Origin of the sequence: Pseudofrankia asymbiotica, from assembly GCF_001983105.1 — a bacterium.
Taxonomy (GTDB): domain Bacteria; phylum Actinomycetota; class Actinomycetes; order Frankiales; family Frankiaceae; genus Pseudofrankia; species Pseudofrankia asymbiotica.
Window position 1 is genome coordinate 26,149 of record NZ_MOMC01000028.1, and the last position, 20,200, is coordinate 46,348.

The 20,200-nt window shown below is 71.7% G+C and carries 23 protein-coding genes; 12 read left to right on the forward strand and 11 right to left on the reverse strand.

Annotation, left to right across the window (positions count from 1 at the left end; all coding sequences use genetic code 11):
• The first annotated feature begins 19 nt into the window (after nt 1-19).
• The gene (gene efeB, locus BL253_RS15200; RefSeq protein ID WP_076817460.1) at nt 20-1,267 is read left to right on the forward strand and encodes an iron uptake transporter deferrochelatase/peroxidase subunit; all 1,248 of its coding nucleotides are present in this window, start codon (nt 20-22) and stop codon (nt 1,265-1,267) included.
• 291 nt (nt 1,268-1,558) lie between these two features.
• Here the strand turns inward: efeB and BL253_RS15205 are convergent, their stop codons facing one another.
• Complete coding sequence (locus tag BL253_RS15205; protein ID WP_076817461.1) at nt 1,559-2,410, reverse strand: TylF/MycF/NovP-related O-methyltransferase; 852 nt, start codon at nt 2,408-2,410, stop codon at nt 1,559-1,561.
• A 378-nt stretch (nt 2,411-2,788) separates the two neighbouring features.
• On the opposite strand from BL253_RS15205, the gene BL253_RS15210 reads away from it, so the two are divergent.
• From BL253_RS15210 to BL253_RS15220, 3 genes are all read left to right on the forward strand, one after another.
• Entirely contained in the window at nt 2,789-3,607 is an 819-nt protein-coding gene (locus BL253_RS15210) for a TMEM165/GDT1 family protein (protein WP_076817463.1), read from the forward strand.
• Between the two features lie 55 nt (nt 3,608-3,662).
• The gene (locus tag BL253_RS15215) at nt 3,663-4,364 is read left to right on the forward strand and encodes a pentapeptide repeat-containing protein (protein WP_241834816.1); all 702 of its coding nucleotides are present in this window, start codon (nt 3,663-3,665) and stop codon (nt 4,362-4,364) included.
• 195 nt (nt 4,365-4,559) lie between these two features.
• Complete coding sequence (locus tag BL253_RS15220) at nt 4,560-4,967, forward strand: hypothetical protein (protein WP_076817465.1); 408 nt, start codon at nt 4,560-4,562, stop codon at nt 4,965-4,967.
• A 49-nt stretch (nt 4,968-5,016) separates the two neighbouring features.
• On the opposite strand, the gene BL253_RS15225 is transcribed toward BL253_RS15220, so the two are convergent.
• Nucleotides 5,017-5,592, reverse strand: coding sequence for a hypothetical protein (locus BL253_RS15225; protein ID WP_076817467.1), 576 nt, complete (start codon nt 5,590-5,592; stop codon nt 5,017-5,019).
• A 473-nt stretch (nt 5,593-6,065) separates the two neighbouring features.
• Here BL253_RS15225 and BL253_RS15230 point away from each other — a divergent pair, with 473 nt between their 5' ends.
• Nucleotides 6,066-6,443, forward strand: a complete 378-nt coding sequence (locus BL253_RS15230; protein ID WP_076817469.1) for an STAS domain-containing protein — start codon at nt 6,066-6,068, stop codon at nt 6,441-6,443.
• Nucleotides 6,444-6,634: 191 nt separating this feature from the next.
• On the opposite strand, the gene mshD is transcribed toward BL253_RS15230, so the two are convergent.
• Together mshD and BL253_RS15240 are read right to left on the reverse strand one after the other, a co-directional pair.
• On the reverse strand, nt 6,635-7,681 hold the full coding sequence (gene mshD, locus BL253_RS15235; RefSeq protein WP_076817470.1) for a mycothiol synthase: 1,047 nt from the start codon (nt 7,679-7,681) through the stop codon (nt 6,635-6,637).
• A 132-nt stretch (nt 7,682-7,813) separates the two neighbouring features.
• The gene (locus tag BL253_RS15240; protein ID WP_076817472.1) at nt 7,814-8,560 is read right to left on the reverse strand and encodes a winged helix-turn-helix transcriptional regulator; all 747 of its coding nucleotides are present in this window, start codon (nt 8,558-8,560) and stop codon (nt 7,814-7,816) included.
• Between the two features lie 158 nt (nt 8,561-8,718).
• Between BL253_RS15240 and BL253_RS15245 the strand changes: the two genes are divergently transcribed.
• From BL253_RS15245 to BL253_RS15265, 5 genes are all read left to right on the forward strand, one after another.
• Nucleotides 8,719-9,645, forward strand: coding sequence for an alpha/beta hydrolase family protein (locus BL253_RS15245; RefSeq protein ID WP_241834817.1), 927 nt, complete (start codon nt 8,719-8,721; stop codon nt 9,643-9,645).
• Between the two features lie 192 nt (nt 9,646-9,837).
• Nucleotides 9,838-10,110, forward strand: a complete 273-nt coding sequence (locus tag BL253_RS15250) for a MoaD/ThiS family protein (RefSeq protein WP_241834818.1) — start codon at nt 9,838-9,840, stop codon at nt 10,108-10,110.
• Nucleotides 10,111-10,459: 349 nt separating this feature from the next.
• Nucleotides 10,460-11,548 (forward strand): hypothetical protein, encoded by a 1,089-nt coding sequence (locus BL253_RS15255; RefSeq protein ID WP_076817474.1) that lies wholly within the window; start codon nt 10,460-10,462, stop codon nt 11,546-11,548.
• A 10-nt stretch (nt 11,549-11,558) separates the two neighbouring features.
• A complete protein-coding gene (locus BL253_RS15260; RefSeq protein ID WP_081438340.1) occupies nt 11,559-12,317 on the forward strand; it encodes an LmeA family phospholipid-binding protein in 759 nt (252 codons plus the stop codon).
• Nucleotides 12,318-12,364: 47 nt separating this feature from the next.
• Nucleotides 12,365-12,727: a DsrE family protein gene (locus BL253_RS15265; RefSeq protein ID WP_076817477.1), complete on the forward strand. Its 363-nt coding sequence runs from the start codon at nt 12,365-12,367 to the stop codon at nt 12,725-12,727.
• 476 nt (nt 12,728-13,203) lie between these two features.
• Here BL253_RS15265 and BL253_RS15275 read toward each other — a convergent pair whose 3' ends face one another.
• The 5 genes from BL253_RS15275 to BL253_RS43745 all read right to left on the reverse strand — a co-directional run bounded on the left by BL253_RS15275 (nt 13,204) and on the right by BL253_RS43745 (nt 15,875).
• Nucleotides 13,204-13,503 carry a DUF1416 domain-containing protein gene (locus BL253_RS15275; protein ID WP_076817481.1) on the reverse strand — a complete coding sequence of 100 codons (300 nt, stop codon included), beginning with the start codon at nt 13,501-13,503 and terminating at the stop codon, nt 13,204-13,206.
• Nucleotides 13,504-13,505: 2 nt separating this feature from the next.
• Nucleotides 13,506-14,339, reverse strand: coding sequence for a sulfurtransferase (locus tag BL253_RS15280; protein ID WP_076817483.1), 834 nt, complete (start codon nt 14,337-14,339; stop codon nt 13,506-13,508).
• Nucleotides 14,336-14,755: a DUF4395 domain-containing protein gene (locus tag BL253_RS15285; RefSeq protein ID WP_076817485.1), complete on the reverse strand. Its 420-nt coding sequence runs from the start codon at nt 14,753-14,755 to the stop codon at nt 14,336-14,338. The genes BL253_RS15280 and BL253_RS15285 overlap by 4 nt, the downstream gene beginning before the upstream one ends.
• A gap of 186 nt (nt 14,756-14,941) precedes the next feature.
• Nucleotides 14,942-15,019 (reverse strand): Ms5788A family Cys-rich leader peptide, encoded by a 78-nt coding sequence (locus BL253_RS45380; RefSeq protein WP_397428671.1) that lies wholly within the window; start codon nt 15,017-15,019, stop codon nt 14,942-14,944.
• Nucleotides 15,020-15,227: 208 nt separating this feature from the next.
• Nucleotides 15,228-15,875, reverse strand: coding sequence for a thioredoxin family protein (locus tag BL253_RS43745; RefSeq protein WP_076817551.1), 648 nt, complete (start codon nt 15,873-15,875; stop codon nt 15,228-15,230).
• A gap of 400 nt (nt 15,876-16,275) precedes the next feature.
• Between BL253_RS43745 and BL253_RS15295 the strand changes: the two genes are divergently transcribed.
• Nucleotides 16,276-16,830 carry a nitrobindin family protein gene (locus BL253_RS15295; RefSeq protein ID WP_076817487.1) on the forward strand — a complete coding sequence of 185 codons (555 nt, stop codon included), beginning with the start codon at nt 16,276-16,278 and terminating at the stop codon, nt 16,828-16,830.
• Nucleotides 16,831-16,879: 49 nt separating this feature from the next.
• Here the strand turns inward: BL253_RS15295 and BL253_RS15300 are convergent, their stop codons facing one another.
• Nucleotides 16,880-17,395, reverse strand: a complete 516-nt coding sequence (locus BL253_RS15300) for a type III secretion system chaperone family protein (RefSeq protein WP_076817489.1) — start codon at nt 17,393-17,395, stop codon at nt 16,880-16,882.
• A gap of 138 nt (nt 17,396-17,533) precedes the next feature.
• Nucleotides 17,534-18,910: a D-inositol-3-phosphate glycosyltransferase gene (gene mshA, locus BL253_RS15305; protein WP_076817552.1), complete on the reverse strand. Its 1,377-nt coding sequence runs from the start codon at nt 18,908-18,910 to the stop codon at nt 17,534-17,536.
• A 365-nt stretch (nt 18,911-19,275) separates the two neighbouring features.
• Between mshA and BL253_RS15310 the strand changes: the two genes are divergently transcribed.
• Nucleotides 19,276-20,103, forward strand: coding sequence for a class I SAM-dependent methyltransferase (locus BL253_RS15310; protein WP_081438341.1), 828 nt, complete (start codon nt 19,276-19,278; stop codon nt 20,101-20,103).
• The last annotated feature ends 97 nt before the right edge of the window (nt 20,104-20,200 follow it).

Below are 20,200 nucleotides of genomic sequence, written 5' to 3' on the forward strand. Positions count from 1 at the left end.
ACGAGAAGGACATGCGGCGATGGCCGAGTATCGAGGACTGTCGCGACGCCGGGCGTTGCTGGGCGCGGCTGGTCTGGCCGGGGCGGGTGCGGCCACGACCGTGGCCGGCTGCTCGGATGACGCGGCGCCCGCCGCTTCCACCCCGCCGAGCGCCGTCATTCCGTTCTACGGCCGCCAGCAGGCCGGTATCACCACGGTCGCCCAGGACCGGCTGGCCTTCGCGGCCTTCGATGTCTCGGCCGGAGTGAGTCGCGACGGCCTGCGTGACCTGCTGCGGGTCTGGACCGACGCGGCTGGCCGGATGGCCGCCGGGCAGCCCGTGAGCGACGTCGAGACGGCGCCCCAGTCACCGCCACGGGACACCGGAGAGGCGATCGGCCTGTCCGCGGCCAACCTGACCATCACCTTCGGGGTTGGCCCGACGCTGTTCGACGACCGCTTCGGCCTGGGCGCCCGCCGCCCGGCCGCTCTCGTCGACATCCCGTTCATGCCCCGCGACGCCCTCGAACCGAACCGCGGCGGCGGTGACCTGTGTATCCAGGCCTGCGCCGACGATCCGCAGGTCGCGTTCCACGCCGTCCGCAACCTCCGCCGGCTGGCCCAGGGCAGCGCCGTGCTGCGCTGGTTCCAGCTGGGGTTCGGCCGGACCAGCACCACCAGCGACGCCCAGCAGACCCCGCGCAACCTGATGGGCTTCAAGGACGRCACCAACAACATCAAGCGTGAGGACGCGAAGGCCCTCGACTCCTTTGTCTGGGTCGGCGCGGACACCGACCAGGCGTGGATGCGCGGCGGCACCTACGTCGTGACCCGCCGGATCCGGATGCTGCTGGAGGCCTGGGACCGGGACTTCCTCGCCGACCAGGAGGACGTCATCGGGCGTCACAAGGGGAACGGCGCGCCACTGGGCGCGACCGGCGAGTTCGACCCTGTCCCGCTGACGGCCAAGAACGAGGACGGCGCCCTGGTCGTCCCCGAGGACGCCCACATCCGCCTCGCCGCGCCGTCGGCCAACGGCGGCGTCTCCATCCTGCGGCGCGGCTACTCCTATACCGACGGGGTCGACCAGGAGACCGGCCAGCTCGACGCGGGCCTGTTCTTCATCGCGTTCCAGCGCGACCCGCGCACCGGATTCATCCCGCTCCAGCGACGGCTTGCGATGACCGACGCCCTCAACGAGTACATCAAGCACACCAGCAGCGCCGTCTTCGCCATCCCCCCCGGCGTCAAGACCGGCGACCACTGGGCAAGCGCCCTGTTCACGTAGTTTCCAGTGCCCGGCCCGCACCCGGTTTGGTGACGCTTCAGCGGCACGCAACCGCGCTGGGCGCGGAGGCGCACCTCGCGGAGGCCCGACCCACGAGCGAAGCGAAGTGGGTCGGGCCGCAGCGAGGTCGCCGCAGCGCCCGTGAGCGCAGGAGGACACGGCGCGGAGGTCCCGTGGGAGCGAAGCGAGTACGGGGCCGTAGCGCCGTGCCCGGACGGAGCGAACCGGGGACAACCTTCCCGCCCGACCCGGCTCGACTATGTCGGCCGGGACGGGAGCCGAACCGGAAACTCAAGCCTGGGCGCTGGCGGAGTACGACGGGGGCTTCGTCAGGGTGGTAGCCGCGCCGGTGGCTGGGACCACGCCGATCGCGCCGCCCTCCGGGCCGAGGCGGGTCAGCAGCAGCGGGATCTGGTGGTTCGCGATGTAGGCGTCGACGGCCTGCTGGGAGCCCTTCCACCAGCCGTAGTCGTCGATGATCAGTACCCCGCTGGGGCTGATCCGCGGGAACAGGTGCTCCATCTCGTGCCGGGTCGACTCGAACCAGTCGGTGTCCAGGCGCAGCAGCGCGATCTGCTCCGGGGCTCCGGCCGGCACCGTCTCCTCGACCATGCCCTTGACAAAGTGGATCTTGTCGGCGGGGTAGCCGATCCGCGCGACGTTCTCCTTGACCTGCTCCAGCGGCACGATCGACCAGGCCGAAGCCGGGTCGTCCGGGTCGGAGTTCGCGAGCAGGTGCTCGGCGGTCTGCCCGTCCGGCGCGATGTCGGCGCCGGTCGGCGGCGTCATGCCTTCGAAGGTGTCGAACAGGTAGAGGTGGCGGGAGGTGTCGCCGAGCTGCAGCAACGTGCGCGCGGCCGCCATTGACGAGCCGCCGGCCCACACACCGCACTCGACGATGTTGCCGGGGATCTTGTTCGTCACCAGGTAGCGGACGGCCTGGATGAGGCCGAACACCTTCGTCGGGTCGGTCATCGTGTAGGGCGACGTCTCGCGGATGGTCGCGATCGCCAGCGCATCCATGCCAGCGGAGTCGAGCCCGGGACGGCGGCGGACGACGTCGAAGCCGGTCTGCTGCACCGCCTTGCGCAGGGTCGTCTTCGCCTGGTCGGCGTATGCCTTGACTTGTTTCTTGGAAGCCATGCGCCTCTCCTCGACAACGAGCTGTACGCCTCTAGCTGCGCCTCGGTGCGACATTCGCACAGACTCGGCCGAGCGATGATGTCATAGCGGCCTGTGCCCCTTGACAGCCGGTTGGCTCCGGTTCCTCCGGTAGGGTGGCCCCCGAAGGGGAGTAGCCCTGCTGTCCGGCGCCGAGGTGCTGGACAGCCCGGTCGTCGACATACTGGCGGCGTCGCGCGTCAGGCCGATCTAGATCGGCCGAGACCCAGCGGCGCAGGCCCGGCGGCCGGGCCTGGTTGATCTTGCGGTCGACCGGGTGGGCGAGACCTTCGATCCGGTTCGCCTGCCGGGTCGAAGGGACTCGCGCCCCCGGCCCGGCCCGAGAAGAGGGACCAGGCCGTGAGCCTTACCGCCGCGTTCATTACCTTCGGCATCATTTTTCTCGCCGAGCTGCCCGACAAGACCATGGTCGCGAGCATCGTGATGGGCAGCCGCTACCGGCCTCTCTACGTCTGGGCAGGGGTGGCCGCCGCGTTCCTCGTGCATGTCACGTTGGCCGTCGTCGCCGGCAGCGTACTCACGCTGCTGCCGCACCGCGTCGTCGACGCGATCGCGCTGGTCCTGTTCGCCGTCGGCGCCGTGCTCGTCTACCGCGAGGGCCGCGARGGCCGCGAGGAGACGGGCGAGACCGGCGAGACGGGCGAGACGGGCGAGACCGATATGACCCGCGAGAGCCGCGGGAGCGTCCCGGCGGGCACCGTCGCGGCGGGCGCGCCCACGGCGGCGGGCGCGCCCACGGCGACGCCGAGGGGCGGCGGCGCGTCCGGCATCGCCGGTGAGCCGACCGCGGCGCCGGACGCGGCTCATCCGTCGGCCGGTGAGCCAGCGCCCAGTGACCTCGGGGTCGCGTCCGAGGAGCGGGAAAGCTCCGCATCCCGCGGGTTCTGGCGGGTGGCGGCGACCTCGTTCACCGTCATCTTCGTGGCCGAGATGGGCGACCTGACGCAGATCTCCACGGCGAACCTGGCCGCCCGGTTCGACTCACCGGTGACGGTCTGGCTCGGCGCGCTGCTCGCGCTGTGGTCGGTGGCGGCGATCGCGATCGCCGGTGGCCGCGGCCTGTTGCGGATCGTTCCGGTCAAGATCATCACCAGGATCGCGGCGGCTGCCTTCGTGATCCTGGCGATCCTGAGCCTCATCGACGTGATCCGCGGCTGAGCCGCGCGGCGGAGGCCGGGCCGAAGGCGTCGGAAGCGTCCGGGATGCTGAGGCCATGGCGAGCACGCGGCGACGCAACGACCCCTGGACTCCGGTGGCACCGGATCTGCCGGCCGAGCCAGCCCGGCCGATCGACGGTGGCCGGGGGCCGGCGGAGCTCGTCGAGCTGGCGGAGCTGCTCGCAGCGGCGGGCGACAGTGCCGGGCGCGACGTCCGGCTGGCCGGCGTCCGGCTGGCCGCGCTGCGGGTGGTCGCGCTGCGGGTGGTCGGCGGCCAGCTCGCCGGCGTGACCCTGCGGGACGTCGCGATACGGGACGTCGCGCTCGCCGGAACCATAGTCGACGGCGGCGCGGCGACCAGGGTGACGGTCGATGGCGGCCGGCTCTCGGGAGCCGTCTGGGTGGATGGCGAGATCCGCGACGCGCGGCTGACCGACGTACGGGCGGACGGCCTGACCCTGCGGTTCTGCCGGTTGCACCGCTCTCGGTTCGAGGGCTGCGACCTGACCGGCCTGGACCTGACCCGCGCCCGGCTTGACCACGTCGAGTTCGTTCGCTGTGACCTGACCGGCGCGGACTTCACCGGCGCGACCGTCACCGCGGCCCGCTTCGCCGGCTGCCGGTTCGACCGGGTGACGGGCGCGAGTGGCCTCGCCGGCGCCGAGATCGGCGCCGGCGACCTCATGGGCCTGGCGCCGTCGCTTGCCGCCGCCCTCGGCATCTCTCTCGTTGACACCTCGCCGGCGGACCGGGTCTAGGTCGGTCGAAAACTTCCTCTTGTGTTCGATGGGTGACTTTATCCATACGGAGTGTTTCGACCCGGTGTCCGGGTCTACCGACCCCACGTGCTTATATCTGTGCGTCGAGTGGGTCGGCGGTGCTGGGTATCGGGTTGCGAGGACCGCGCGGCCGGGCCGACGGAGGTCTCCGGGAAGGGCAAAGGGAGCCGGGACATGGGTGAGACCGTGGACGACGGTGCCTGCGGCGAGTGGCAGCGGGTGCCGGAGGAGATAGTGCAGCGGCTGGGCGACGTGCCCGGTGCCGCCTACGAGGTGCCTGACGAGGTGACCTGCGCGCTGGAAGGCGGTCACGAGGGCAGCCACACGGCCGTGCTGCAGGGCTGGGGCGACGACGAGGTGTGGCTGCTCTGGACCATGCCGAAGACCGTCGTGATCTCGAGCTGCCGGGCGGAGGGGCTGACCTGCCTGCTTCCGGCCGGGCACGCCGGCCGCCATCATGTGATCATGGCGGACGTGGTGGAGGACGAGGGGCCGTACTGGGTCGACGACCGGGCGGAGCTGGACGCTCGGCTCGCTTCTAGCCAGGCGGGGCCAGGCAGCGGATCCGCCGACCCCGCGTAGAGACCTCCCGCCGAACCCCTTCCGGGATCCCTGGGATCCCGCGGGTTCRCTAGGGCCTCGAACGCGATGTGGTCGCGAAGACCAGGATGACGTCAGCGTCGGCGCCGAAGTCGACCAGCTCCGCGGACGACGGCAGGGTGCCGAGCGCGTCGCGCAGCTCGCCGGCGCTCGCCCCTTCGCTGGCCGTGACCGTGTGCATCGCGGCCATGCCGTCCATCGCGCTGTTCCCGTCCGGAACGACGCCGTCCCCGTTCCCGTCCCCGTCAACCGCGTCGGCTTCCAGGCTCGCCGGCTCGGCGTCGACGAGGTCATACGGATATGGACCCTCGTCCGGCACGCGGGCCGGGAAGCGGTCCGCGGGCGCGGCAGTGCCGGTGCCGGTGCCGGCCATTGTGGCGGCGGACGACAACGAGTCCGCCAGCCGTTGAGCCTCCACCGGCAGCAGGTACACCGCGTTCAGGACGTCCAGCAAGGACGACTGCAGCCGCATGACGATGACGCGGGCGCCGCCGTCGATGCCCGGTTGGGTGCCGACCGTGACGACGCTCCCGTCGAGCTGGCTCACGAGGGTGAGTGGCTCCCTGGGGGTGCCCGGCCGGGGGACGAGGGCCTGTTCATCGCGCATGGCCCAAAGATCGCATCCCCGGCTGCCCCATCCCACCCCGCGCGGCGGGGAGCTTTTCGCGGTCGGTCGCGTCCGGCCAGACGAACAGCGGGAGGCCGAGGATCGACGGGTGGTCCCCTGTCGTGCACCCAGCGTCAAAACGATGGGTGAACTCTGCTGACGGGGTGTGAGCCCAGTCGAGAGGGGTACGACGCTGCATGGTTGACGGGCCTTGCGTCCCGCTACGTCACCCGATCGAAGTGTCTGAGCCCGATCACCGTCACGACTACGGTGACCCGGGCCGGTGGTTTCGCCGTTCCGTCGTCGGCCGCGCAGGCGCCGTTGCCTGGAGATGGGCTGACAACGGTGGGGAGCTGGATCACGCCCGCTCGGGGCGTGCGCGACGCGAGGCTGTTCCGGCCGCTCCCCGCGCCGCCAGGACAGGGCCGTATGTCCGGCCGGGGACGACCCGGACGGAAGCCGAGGCGGGAGCAATGATCCTGAGAGTGCGTGTCGAAGTTACGGGTCCGCATGCAATCGTGATCTGGCCCGAGGGAGACGTCGATTACTCCTCCCTCGATCCTCTGCGAGAAGCCCTCATGGACGCCCGGATGGCGGGTGTCAGCGAAATCGTCGTTGACTTCACCGACGTGGGGTTCCTGGACTCGCAGGGCCTTGCTGTCATCCTTTACGCCCACCGACGGCAGCGTTCCAGCGGTGGTCGGCTGATCCTGCGCAACCTCAACGACATGGCCCGACGTCTGCTGCACGTGACGAACCTGACCACCGTGCTCGACGTCGAGGGCGGGGTGGGCGAGCGTCCGACGGCGGCTGCCGCCGCTGCCGCGTCGCGCGCCACCCGTGGCGAGTGACCTGGTAGGGGAGCCCGATCTCGTACCGAGCCGAGCCTGATCCCGGGGGATGCCTGATGGGCATGACGCCGCGGCTGGTGGCGAGCTCCGAGTGACAGAGCCGGCGATCTGGCGGCCGGCACCGTCGGCGCGCGGTCAGTGTGTCAGTGACCGGCCGTGTCGGTGACCGGCCGTGTCGGTGACCGACCGTGTCAGTGACCGAGCCGGTCGGCGGCGGCGGCGTGCCAGCGGTACTGCGCGTCGACGGTGTGCCGGGTGAAGCCGAGACGCTCGTACATCCGCACCGCGCGGGCGTTGTCCTCATCGGTGTAGAGCATCACCGCGGTGAGGCCACGGGCGCGCAGATGGCGCAGCCCGGCCAGGGTCAGGGCGCGGCCCAGCCCCCCACCCGCGCGGGAGGGGTCGACCCCGACGACGTAGACCTCTCCGATCGGGAGCGCCCCGTCCGGCCCGGCCTGGCCGCCGGGCGGTGTCGGGTCCTCGGCGTGCACCTTCGTCCAGTGGAAACCGACCAGCTCGCCGTCCCGTTCGGCCAGGAAGAAGCCCGCCGGATCGAACCACGGCTCCGCTTCGCGCGGTAGCAGGTCCTGCTCGGTCCAGCGGCCCTGCTCTGGGTGGCTGGCGAACGCCAGGGCGTTGAGCGCGAGCCAGGCCCGCTCGTCACGGCCCGGTTCGAAACGCCTCACGGTCACGTCCGCCGGCCACGTCGGCTCGGGTAGTTCCTCGTCGGCGGACTTCGCGTCGGTGACCAGGGATCGGCGTAGCTGCAGCAGCACCCGGCCACGCTCGAACCCCCTGCGCGTGGCGAGCGCGGCGGCGGCCGCCGAGTCGCCGTGTGCCCAGATGTCCAGCGTCGCCGGGCTCGCGGCGGCGGACTCCTCGGCCGGTGACTCGCTGGCCACCCGTTGGACGAGGGCCTCGACGAGGGCTGACCCGACTCCCCGGCGCCGCCGGTCCGGGCGGACGACCAGCTCCGCCTCCCACGCCCCACCTCCCGCATGGGCGAGGTGCGCATACCCGGCGACGTCACTCGCGGCCGCGGCCGGCCCCGCCGCCGTGGGGTCGGCCGCGAGCAGGTGGAATCGGCCTGGCGCCGCGCCTGATCCCGGCCGGACCGTCAGGGCGACGTCATCGGAGACCGGTCCGACGCCGTCGGCGGCGTGCGCGGCCGCGACGACCGACCGCACCGCGTCGGACTCGGCCGCGGTGAGACTGTCCGACCAGCCCAAAGAGGTCACAAGCAGACGGTAGTCACCCTGGCGGCGAGGCGCACCCACCAGGCACGCAAGCCAAGACGACCGTGTTTCTGGGACGCGCGGACAGTCCGCGCGTCCCAGAAACACGGTCGCGAAGCGCCAGAAGCGCCAGCCTCAGACGCGCTCGGGGGTGCGGAGCTCATCGCGGTCGAGGCGCCCGGCGCCGTTCGACTCGGGCAGTGGGGTGATCGGCGGGGCGACGAACTTGTAGCCGACGTGGCGCACGGTGCCGATCATCGACTCGTGCTCGGCACCCAGCTTGGCGCGCAGCCGGCGGACGTGGACGTCCACCGTGCGGGTGCCGCCGTAGTAGTCGTAGCCCCAGACCTCCTGCAGCAGCTGGGCCCGGGTGAAGACCCGGCCAGGGTGCTGAGCGAGGTACTTGAGCAGCTCGAACTCCTTGAAGGTGAGCTCGAGGGGCCGGCCACGCAGCTTCGCCGAGTAGGTCGTCTCGTCCACCGAGAGGTCGCCCGAGCGGATGACGCCGGCCTCCGCGGTACCGCCTGCGGCCGCCACCCGGCCGATCGCCAGCCGCAGCCGGGCCTCGACCTCCGCCGGGCCGGCCGTGTCGAGCACCACGTCGTCGACTCCCCAGTCCGCCGAGACGGCGGCCAGGCCGCCCTCGGTGACCAGGGCGAGCAGCGGGGTGGTGAGGCCGGTCGTGCGCAGCAGGCGGCACAGGCCGCGGGCGATGACGAGCTCACGGCGACCGTCGACAGCGATGACGTCGACCGGCGGGGCGTCGAGCAGGGCGCTGGCCTCCAGCGGGGCGACGCGCACCGTATGAGTGAGTAGTCCGAGCGAGGGGAAGGACTCGGCAGACGGACCGGGTGCGTTGGTGAGCAAAAGGACGACGCTCAAGACGGCTCCTCCATGTGCGGCGGATGTGTGGTGGGGCAGCGTCGACCCAGGTGTGCCGTGCGGTTCGCACTTGACCTCAGAAGGCACAAGTCGAACCTCGGCGTCTCACGACCGTCATGGGCATGAAACGCACATCGGTACGTGAGGAGGATAGCGGAGTGTTCCACCACGCTCCCACCGTCTACCGGGTTCTCCCGACGGCCGATGCTGAGATCCTGGCCACTGCCTTTCTTGATCACAGCCCTTTGGTGGGGTCCGCCGTCCCGCCGCCCGCGGTCGTGCTGGTCCCGGGCTTCTCCGGGACGACCCGCCGGCGGGCTGTACGGTCCGTGGCGGAGGGGCTGCGGTGGCACGCGGGCGTGGTCATGGTCGAGACGCGCGGTCACGGCAGGTCGACGGGGGTGTGCACGTTCGGCGACCGCGAGGTCCTCGACGTCGACGCGGCCGTCGGTGAGGCCAGGCGGCTCGGGCACGAGCGGGTCGTGACCGTCGGCTGGTCGATGGGTGGTGCCGCGGTCGTCCGGCACGCGGCGCTCGCGAGTTCGGGAACTCACATTTATGGGCACCGACTGCGCAATCTTCCGGACGCGGTGATCACCGTCAGCGCGACCAGTCGGTGGTTCGTGCGCGACACCGCTCCGCTTCGGCGCATTCTCTGGATGGCCGAGACGCGGATCGGGCGGTTGATCGCGAGAATCGCCTTCGGGGTGCGTATCTCGCCGCGGCCCTGGCCGGAGCTTCCCGCCGAGCATCCGCCGGCGCCGGTCGACCTGATCGGCAAGGTGGCACCGACGCCCCTGTTGATYGTGCATGGCGACCTGGACGGGTACTTCACCCTGGATCATCCGCGGGCGCTCGCCGCGGCGGCCGGCCCGCGGGCCCGGCTCTGGATCGTCCCCGGTTTCGGGCACGCGGAGACGGGCGTGGTGCCGGGGCTCGTCGACCGGATCGGGAGGTATCTTCCGTACCTCCTGGACGGCCACCGGCATGACTCCATGTTCAGTGCGGATAACGCCTGGGAAACGCCAGTGAAACATATCGGCAACGGTCTCGGGTCGCCGTCCAGCGTCGCCGTCCAGTCATGACGCCGCGCGCCGCGTCGGGCGGCCCAGGCGGCCCAGGYGGCCCCGAGCGAGACGAACCGCGCGGATGACGTGAGGGGGCGCGAGGAGACGCGACGTCGGTCTCCGTGCTCCTGAGGCCGCCGCATGGGAAGCGCGCCACCCTGTGGCGGAGTTAAGTCCAGTGGTGCCAGGTACTCCGGCCGCGGAAGGGTGATGGGCTACTTGTCGGGTGTGACGGAAGTTACTGTCCGGTACTGGGCGGCCGCGCGTGACGCGGCCGGGGTGGCCGAGGAGCGCCTGATGGCCGAGACGCTGGCCGCGGTGATCGAGGCCGCCGTCGACCGGCACGGCCCGCGGCTCGCCGAGGTGCTGACCCGGTGCTCGTTCCTCATCGACGAGAAGCCCGCGGGCCGGCGCGACCCGGCCACGCTGGCGCTGCGGCCTGGCAGTGTCGTGGAGGCCCTTCCGCCCTTCGCCGGCGGCTGAGAGGCGACTGAGCCGGCCTGACTGACCTGTTCGGTCCTGTTCGGTCCTGGTGTTCGGTGACCGCGCCCGCCGGCCCGCCGGGTGGCGCTCGCGTTCAGGGGTGGCTCAGAACAAGCGTCCTGGCAGGCGGTCTGGGGCCGGCCTCGGGCCATCGATGATCGATAGAGGATGTCGGGCAGGCGGCCAGCGGGTGACGTGACAGCATGAGGGGGTGCGTGCCCGCGATCCACGGACCTGCGCGCCCGCCGGATCGGCGGGCGCCGAGCCTTCACCAGACCCCTCGTTCCCGGACTCGTCGGCCTTGCCGGCCAGAGCTTCGGGGCGGACCGCCCGTGCCGGCGGATGGTGGGTGACGGCCGCGCTGCTCGGCGCGGCACTGGCCGCCGCCCTCCCGGCCGCGGCCGCCATGGCCGGAACCCCGGCGCTGGCCGCCGTGCTGCTCGCCGAACAACTGGCGTTCGGCTGGGCCTGGGTCGTCGTCCTGCGCGCCTCCCGGCCGACAGTGCTCCTGCTCACCGCGGCGGCGCTGACCGCCGACGGCGCTGTGCTCGGCGCGGCGCGGCACGACCTCGGCAGCCTCGCGGGCGTCGTCGGCGCCGGGATCGCCGTGGTGATCGTCTACCAGCTCATCCGGCGCCAGCGCGCCGGCGCCGGACCCACCGCGACACCATCGGCCTCACCGGAGGGCTCGGCACCGACGGCGCGGATGGCGCCGCCCGCGCCCGGCATGTCCGCTCCGCCGACGCCGACGCCGACGCCGACGCCGACGCCGGCTCGGGTGACGGGTGAGCTCGCGGCCGCGCTCGGCGGCGGCACGCTCGTGGCGTTTCTCGCCGGGCTGCTCGCGCTGCGGGCTCAGCCTGGGTCGGCCGCGCCGGGTGACCTTCTCGTCGCCGTCGGGCTGGCCGGGGCCGGTGGAGCCGTGCTCGTCGCCTGGCTGACCGGCCTGCTGGGCGCTGGGACGCTGGTGGCCGCTGGGCTGGGCCTCTCCGCTGGTACGGGGATGGGCGCCGTCTACGGCGCATACGCGGACGAGCTGTCGGCTGGCTCGGGCGCGCTGCTCGCCGCGGCCGGCGCGCTCGCGGCGGCGGTGATGGGCGTGCTGATCGCGCGTGCCAGCGCCTCCTCACCAACACCAGCACCGGTACCGGCGACCGCGTCCCGCTCATCGGCGGGTGCGGCGGCTGCGCCGGCCGACGAGACGCGACCGGTCCCGGCCGCGCGGCCAGCCGCCGCGTCCGGGAGCGCGGGAGCGCGGGTGTGGCGGGCCGGCCGCGGCGCGCTTGGCGATCTGCGTTCACCAGCCGCGCCGCTGCTGTTGGGCGGGGTTCGCGTCGGCCCGATCGCGGCCAGGCCGGTTGCGACGGCGTTGCTCGCGGCGGTGGCTCCGCTGACCATCGCGGCACCGCTCATCTATCTGGTCGGACGGCATCTGTAAGGATGATCCGGTGGGCAGTCGGGCAATTCGGATCACAGTTGGCGTCGTTGTCGTTCTGCTGGTGCTGTTGTTCATCGGAGACAGGGTCGCGGTCCGGGTGGTCTCCGGCCAGATAGCGACCGAGGCGCAACGCAGCCAGAACCTGCCGACCAAACCGTCGGTGTCCATCGGTGGCGTGCTCTTCCTGCCTCAGGTCGTGAGGGGCGACTACCGGGACATCGACATCGACGTGCGTGGCAGCGTCCAGAACGGCCTGCGGGTCGATCGGGTGCGTTCGCATCTGGACGGCGTGCACATCCCGCTGTCCGACATCATCGGCGGCGACGTCAAGAAGATCCCGGTCGACAGGCTCGACGCCGACGTGGAGGTGACCTACACCGACCTCAACGCCTATCTGGCCGCTCAGGGCATGAAGTTGACGGTTGCCCCGGCAGGTTCGGCGATCCGGATCGGCGGCACGGCGAACGTGTTCGGAACGGACTACCCGGTGGAGGGCACGGCGAGCATCGGCGTGGAGCCGGCGGCCTTCACCATCACCCCACGGGAACTGGCCCAGAGCGTCACCTCGGTGCTCCCACCCGAGTGGCACGACCAGATCATCAAGCTGCTGACCGTCAGGATCCCGGTCGAGGGGCTGCCCTTCAACCTGAAGCTGACGGCCGTCGATGTTCTGCCCGACCGCATGCGTTTCAGCGCCGCGGGCGAGCACGTCATCCTCGATACGACAACCATCCCGGCAGGTGCCGCGACGCCGTCGCCCGCGGGCTAGACCGCGGGCGACGTCAGTGGAAGGCGGCGTCGGTGGAGACTGGTCGTATGAGTCGATCGCTCGTCATCAAGGTGACCGCCGGGACGGACGCGCCGGAGCGCTGCTCACAGGCGTTCACCGTCGCCTCCGTGGCGGCCAGCAGCGGGGTGGACGTATCGCTGTGGTTGACCGGTGAGTCGGCCTGGTTCGCGTTGCCGGGCYGGGCGGCCGAGTTCAGCCTGCCGGAAGCGGCACCGCTGCCCGACCTCCTCGAGGTGGTGCTCTYGGCCGGTCGGGTCACGCTGTGTACGCAATGCGCGGCTCGCCGCTCGATCGGCCCGGACGACGTGATCGACGGAATCCGGATCGCGGGCGCCGCCGCCTTCGTCGCCGAGGCCATGGAAGACGGCGCGCAGGCCCTTGTCTATTGACGGGCGGGTTTTGGCTTCTCCTGTTGATCGACGGGCCTGGTCGCACTGATACGGACCACAGCGGGGACACTCGGTGCCCATCCCGTGACTTTGCGTGGATGAGGTTAGATGATCATATGATGTCCGAGGCGCAGAGTCTGTACGCGGTGATTCAGTACGACGGCGCCGGACGCCAGGACGTCCGGCAGGTGGTCGCGCCCTTTCCCGACCGTGGAGCCGCCGCCACATTCGCCGTCGACAATGAGATGCGACATTTCACGGTCCGCCCGATGGTCCTCGCGGCCCCGCCCGGACCCCCCTCGATCCCCGCCCCGCGCCGCCCCACCTAGGCGAACTCTCGTGGATCTTCCTCGAGCGGGCGCGCCGCGGCAGCGGCGGCCGGGGGGAGCTGAAACAGAACGAAGGCGGTAGAGGGTCGCCCTCTACCGCCTTCGCCTTTCCTGCCTACAAAACCCGGCCAGGGTCCTGGCCCGAGATCAAACAGAGACCTCGACGCGGGCGTCGACGGGTTCGCCCTGGCGGGCGAACACCTTCTGCTCGCCGCTTCCACCCGGCACCAGGGCGCGCACGGTCCATGTGCCCGGGCGGGCGAAGAACCGGAACTGGCCGGTGGCGGACAGCGGAACCTCGGCGGTGAAGTCGCCGCCCTCGTCGARCAGCCTCGCGTAGCCGGACGACACCGGCTCGCCGCCCTTGACGACGATTCCCTGGATCACGGTCTCCTTGGCCACGTCAATTCCTTCCGTCGACGGCCCGCCAGCGATGGCTCCGCACATGCTCAGGCGCCCTTCTCGATCGGCACGCCGACCAGCGAGCCGTACTCGGTCCAGGAGCCGTCGTAGTTCTTCACGCCCTGCAGGCCGAGCAGCTCGTGCAGCGCGAACCAGGTGTGCGCGGAGCGCTCACCGATCCGGCAGTAGGCGATGATCTCCTTGGAGAGGTCGACGCCCGCCTCGTTGTAGAGGGCGGTCAGCTCGTCGTTGCTCTTGAAAGTGCCGTCCTCGTTGGCGGTCTTCGCCCACGGGATGTTCTTCGCGGTCGGGATGTGCCCGGCCTTCTGYGACTGCTCCTGCGGGAGGTGCGCCGGGGCGAGCAGCTTGCCGGAGAACTCGTCTGGCGACCGCACGTCGACGAGCGCCTTCTCGCCGATCGCGGCGATGACCTCGTCACGGAAGGCGCGGATGTCGGTGCGCGCCTCCTTGGCCTTGTACTGGGTCGCCGGCCGCGCCACGACCTCTGTGGTCAGCTCGCGGCTGTCGAGCTCCCACTTCTTGCGGCCGCCGTTGAGCAGCCGGACGTCGGCGTGCCCGTAGAGGCTGAAGTACCAGTAGGCGTACGCGGCGAACCAGTTGTTGTTCCCGCCGTAAAGCACGACGGTCTGGTCGTTGGAGACGCCCTTGCTGGACAGGAGGGCCTCGAAGGCCGCMTTGTCGACGAAGTCACGGATGACCGGGTCCTGTAGCTCGGACTTCCAGTCCACCCGGACGGCGCCCGGGATGTGGCCCTTGTCGTAGGCGGACACGTCCTCGTCGACCTCGACGAACACGACCGACGGGTCGGTCAGGTGCGCCTCGGCCCATGTCGCGTCGACCAGCGCCTGCTCGCGGCTCATGCGCGCGCTCCTCTCGCAGTAGTGGTTCTGATGAACAGGTAAAGGTGACAACCGAGACAAAATTCGAACGCGGCGTTCAGGAACGCGGCGGCGAAGGCGAAGGCCGTCGCCACATAGCCCAGAACGTCGAGCCCGGTCAGGAACCCGACGACGCCGACGGCGGCGAAGACGGCCCCGACGGCCTGGGCGAACCGAGGCGGGGCAGGGTCCTCGGTGGTGGCCGGGGGTCCCAGCCGCGGCCTGATCAGGCGCCGGAAGACCAGCGCGTACGGTGCGCGGCGTACACCGCCGACCGCGCCGACGGCGAAGACCACCAGCTGCGCCAGCAGCACCCATGGATTGCCGGTGACGAGGGCGACGGACAGGACGACCGCGGTGATGGTCGCGGCAAACCGCAGACCTCTGGGGTCAACCACAGGGATCTTCTCCTGACAGGCGGGGCGGAGACAGGTGAGGCCGGGTCTGCCGTCGCTGTGGCGGGTGCCCGCCCGCTGGCCCCCAGAGCGCCTACCCGCTGGTTCGGCTTCGCCGATCTAGCGGGAACCTTGGCGTTGGTCTGGCGGGCACCCGCGGGTTGCGGGCATGCCTGGGCTAGTGCCCAATCAGGAAAGTCGACACAAGCAGCTGCTCACGCGGCAAAGATCCACCGCGCGGCGCTTGATCAGGTGTGTCGAGAACATAACGGTGCCACGTTAGCAGCGAACGTCACGCAGGTGTTAACAGTTGCGGCCCGAATCGAGTGATTTTTCCAGAGGCCGTCCCGCGACGATCGCCCGGGGGTGGGGTGCTGCCCGATCTCCCGCGGCGTCCGCCCAGGAGCGGGCGACCAGAGTGGCTGGAGTGGCCGGTGAGTGAGTGTCTGGATGGTTCGCGCCGGACTCAACCACGTCACCAAGGCTCGATGGGTTCGGACTCGGACGCGACCGGGCCCAACGCGGCGATCACGGCCGCCCGGCTCGGCGGCGCGCCGCTCGCCCTGCTGATCTCCCGCGCATGGCCGTCGAGGACGAGCACCGTCGGCGTCCGGCGGATCCCCAGCCGCCGCACCAGCTCGAGGTTGTCCTCCGCGTCGACCTCGACATGCGCCACGCCCGGCACGATCCGAGCCACGTCGGCAAGCACTGTCCGGGTCGTTCGGCAGGGCGCGCAGAACGCGGTGGAGAACTGCAACAGCGTGCCCCGCTGCCCGCCCGGCCGTCCGAGCGCCGCCAGCTCCGCCGCGAGCGACCCCGTCGAGGGCTCCATCGGCTGCTCCCCGACCGCGGCGGTCCCCCCGGGCGTCAGCGTCGTGGCGCCCGGGGGGGCAACCGGGCTCGGGATCGCCCCAGGCCGCTCCGTGTCACTGGGCCCGGCCAGATCGTCCCCCTCACCTGGCGCCTGCTCCCCGGTCGCCGCCCCCGACGGGCTGGCGGGGGCCCGCGGAGGATCGAGCCGCGCGACCCGAGACGGACGGAAGCGGCCGTCGCGGTGCCGCAGCGTCACCCCAATCCCGGTCGCGACGACGACCGCCGCCACCAGCGCCCACAGTCCTGTCACGACACCCACAATGACCGCCGGCCGCGACGGAATTCCCGGCAACGCCCGTACGAGCGAGGCGAGTACGAGGCCGGAGCGCGCCGGTCGCGCGGCACGAACCAGCAACACAGGCTTCCCGGTCGCCACCACCGGGATCCCGGTCCCTTAAGGTCGTGACGTCGCCCGACTACGCCGTTCCGGCAGATTTGGCGGGAGAGCCGTGCAGTACGTCTTCACAGGACTGTTGGCGGCGGYCGCGCTGCTGATCGCGTGGTGCTCGGCGTATGTGGCCTACAGGCTCTACCAGGGCCAGCGCTGACGCTGACCTGCCCGAAGCCGCCTGCCCGAACGGGACGTGATCCTGCCTCTCGGGCGGGCCCCAGATGCCGCCGACAGGCGCCGTGACACGAGGAGAACTCAGGTGACGAGCACGACCGGCCCAGCGCGGAGCGGGGCGTCGGTCCCCGACCCGCACCCCAGCCTCGCACCGCTGGCCTTCCTGGTCGGCACCTGGCACGGCGAGGGTGTCGGCGGCTACGAGGACCTGCCGGACTTCCGCTATGAGCAGGAGATCACCTTCCTGTCGACCGGCCGGCCGGCGCTCGCCTACGCGTCGACGACCTGGTGGGCCGACGAGCCGCGCGACGGCCGCGAGCCGGGGAGCCCCCTGGCCACCGAGACCGGCTTCTGGCGGGTGCAGGACGACCCGGACAAGCCCGGCGGCAGGATCGTCGAGGTCTCCCTCGCRCACCCGTTCGGCATCGCCGAGATCTACGTTGGCACGCTGGACGGCACCAGGATCGAGCTGGACTCGAACGTCGTCATCCGGACCGCCACCGCCCGCGACGTCACGCGTTCGGTCCGGCTCTACGGCATCGTCGAGGGCGGCGACCTCGCCTACGCGATCGACATGGAAGCCAGCGGCAAGCCGCTTCAGCCCCACCTGTCCGCCCGGCTCCGAAAGATCGAGGACTGAGCCGAGGACTGACCGGCCGGCTCGGACAGGGGCGGCCGGGGGGCCTGCCCTAGTCCTGGGCGCGGGCGGCTCGGGCCTCGGCGGCGACCTTGGCGCGCCAGGCCTTCTCCCGGGCGACCGCCTGGGCGAAGCCGAGCGCGATCGCCGGGTCGAAGTTCTCGTCGGCGTAGGTGCGGGCGCAGCCGAGCAGTCGGTCGATCTCGTCGGCGTTGACCGCCAGCAGCGGTACCTGGCCGGTGAGGAAGATGTCGCCGATGCGGTCAATGGAGAAGTGCACGCCGTAGGTCTTCGCGTTGCGGCTGAGCAGGAACCCGTAGGTCCCGGCGACGTTCTCCGCCGGTTTGCGCATGAAGAACGCCTCGACGAGCAGCGTGTGGTCCTGGACGACGACCCAGGTCATCGTCCGCAGCTTGTGTTCGCCTTCAAGCGTGACCAGGAACGTTCCGACTCTGGGGTGCTCATAGGCCAGCCCCAGATCGTCGAGCGCATCCTTGATCACTTCGTCCAGCCGGGCGCGCTCAGCCTCGTCGATCCGCCCCACTGTGCCCACAGACGTCACGGTCATGACCGACAACCTTCCCTGGTTTTGACCGCTCATACTGCCGGTCCTGGTCGCCAGCGGTGTGCCTGACCGGACGTGAACCACTCGACGTTCGGCGTGCTGTTCAGTGTGCGCTGCCAGTCAGGCGGCGTGCGCTGTCAGTCAGTGTGGGCTGCCAGTCAGCCTGCGCCGTCCGCGCGACCGCGTCACCGGCATGGGCATCGGCACCGCTACACCCGGTGCGGGGGACAGGGCGGCGTCGTAGGCGGCGAGCACGCCCGCGGCGGTCGCCGACCAACCGAACCCGGACGCGTGCGCCCGGGCGCCGGCCGACAGCCGGCGGCGCCAGTCGGGCTGGGCCAGCAGCCTCGCCAGCACATCCGCGTACGCGGCCGGGGCGCGGTCCCCGATCAGCACCCCCGAATGCCCGTCGGCGACGGCGGTGCGCAGCCCGCCGACGGCGGCGGCGACCACCGGCGTGCCACAGGCCTGCGCCTCGATCGCGACCAGCCCGAAGCTCTCGCTGTGGCTGGGGACGATGACGGCGGTGGCCGCGCGGAACCAGTCGGCGAGCTCGGCGCGCGGCACCGGCGGGCGAAACAGCATGACATCGGAGATGCCAAGGTCGGCGGCGAGCTTCACCAGCGCGTCCGGGCGGTCCAGCCCGGTGCCGCTCGGCCCGCCGACCACGGCGACGGTGAGCGACTCGCGCAGCCGCCCGTCGCGACGCAGCAGCTCGGCTGTGGCGTGCAACAGCAGGTCGGGCGCCTTCAGCGGCTGGATACGCCCGACGAACAGCAGCAGGTGACCGTCCGCCCGGACGCCGATCCGTCGACGCGCCGCGGCCTGCTCGCCGGKCCGGAACACCTCCAGGTCGACGCCGGGCGCGACCACGTCGACCGCGTGCGGATCCGCCCCGTAGAGCTCGACGAGGTGGCGGGCCTCCTCGGTGGTCGAGGCCACCAGCCGGGTCGCGGCCGCCACCACCTCCTGCTCGCCGAGCACCCGCGCCGTCGGCTCCGGAAGGTCCCCGGCGGCCAGCGAGCGGTTCTTGACCTTCGCCAGGGTGTGCGCGGTGTGGATGAGCGGAGCGCCCCAGCGGCGGGCCGCCGTCAGCCCCACCTGGCCGGAGAGCCAGTAGTGCGAGTGGACGACGTCGAACCAGCCGGGCTCACGCTCCGCCTCGGCCCGCAGCACGTCCGCGGTGAAGGCGCAGATCCAGGCGGGCAGCTCGGCGCGCTGCATCTCCTCGAAGGGGCCGGCCGGCACGTGCCGGACCGTCACGCCGGGATGGAGCCGCGCGATCGGAGGCAGGCTGCTGCTCGTCGCCCTGGTGAACACCTCGACCTCGGTGCCCAGCGCGGCGAGCTGGCGGGAGAGCTCGACGACGTAGACGTTGAGGCCGCCAGCGTCGCCGGTACCGGGCTGCTCGAGCGGCGAGGTGTGCATCGACAGCATCGCGACTCGGCGGGGTACACGAGGCCGGGCGTGCCGTTGGTGGCTCGGGGACGGTTCGCCTCCGCCTGCGACCAGCTGCACGACCACCTCCACGCACCTACCGCGAACCGGCCGGCGGGCGCTGCCCCGTTGTCAGACCGCTTCAGCGATTTGTTACTCGAATATTGCTGACCCGGGAAGGTGCAACATACGCATCTGGCCAGGCATGCCCGGGCCGTCTCGGCGGCCAGGGCGACCGGCCGCGGGCGGCCCGTCCCGGTAGGCCGACTGCCCACCTTAGGCGGGTTGTGACACCACTTCGGCTGTTTTGGCGGGCGCGATCCTCCTCACGTTGGCAGCAACCTGTATCCCCCTGACGGTCAGTGGTCATCCCCGGCCTGTCCCGGACGGGCGAAGGCGGGACCGCGCCGCCCAGGCGGTCCGGCGCCGTCTGTCAAGGTGGAGGGGTGACGGCGACGGTGCCCGGCGGGCGCCCCCCGCGACTGGCGGCGGGCCGGGCCCGGGCGCTCGGCCTGCCGACCCGGGGCACGACGGCGCCGAACCGGCTGCGCCGGGTCGACCGGTGGCTGACGGGAACCCAGGCGGCCCTGCTGCGCGCCGCGGATGACCCGCTCGTCGTCGACCTCGGATACGGGGCGTCGCCGGTCACCGCGATCGAGCTCCACGACCGGCTGCGTGCCGTCTGCCCGTCGGTACGGGTGCTCGGCCTCGAGCTGGACCCGGAGCGGGTCGCCGCCGCCCAGGCCGCCGCCCGTCCGCCCGGCCTCGCCTTCGCCCGCGGTGGGTTCGAGCTCGCCGGCCGGCGCCCGTTCGTCATCCGGGCGATGAACGTGCTGCGGCAGTATGCCGAGCACGACGTCGAGCCCGCCTGGCGGACCCTGCGTTCCCGGCTCGCGCCCGGCGGCCTGCTCCTCGAGGGCACCTGTGACGAGATCGGCCGCCGCGCCTGCTGGTTCGCGCTGCCCGCCGATGGCCCGGGAACGCTGACGCTCTCCGCGCACCTGCCCAGCCTCGAACGCCCCTCCGAGCTGGCCGAGCGCCTCCCCAAGGCTCTGATCGCCCGCAACACCCCCGGCGAGCCCATCCACGCCCTGTTCGTCGCCCTTGACGCTGCCTGGGAGCGTGCCGCCAGCTACGCCCCGTTCGGCCCCCGGACCCGCTGGTCCCAGGCCGTGTCCGCCCTCCACGCCGAGGGCTGGCCCATCCACCGAACGCCGCGCCGCTGGCGCCTCGGCGAGCTGACCCTCCGCTGGCCCCCACCCGAGGTCCGCTAGGGCTGGCCAGCACGGTTCATCCTGGGAAACGGCTTCGCGGCGGGTGGGCGTGGGCAGGCTGAGAGGTGCGCGGTGCCCACCGGCGTACCTTTCCGCC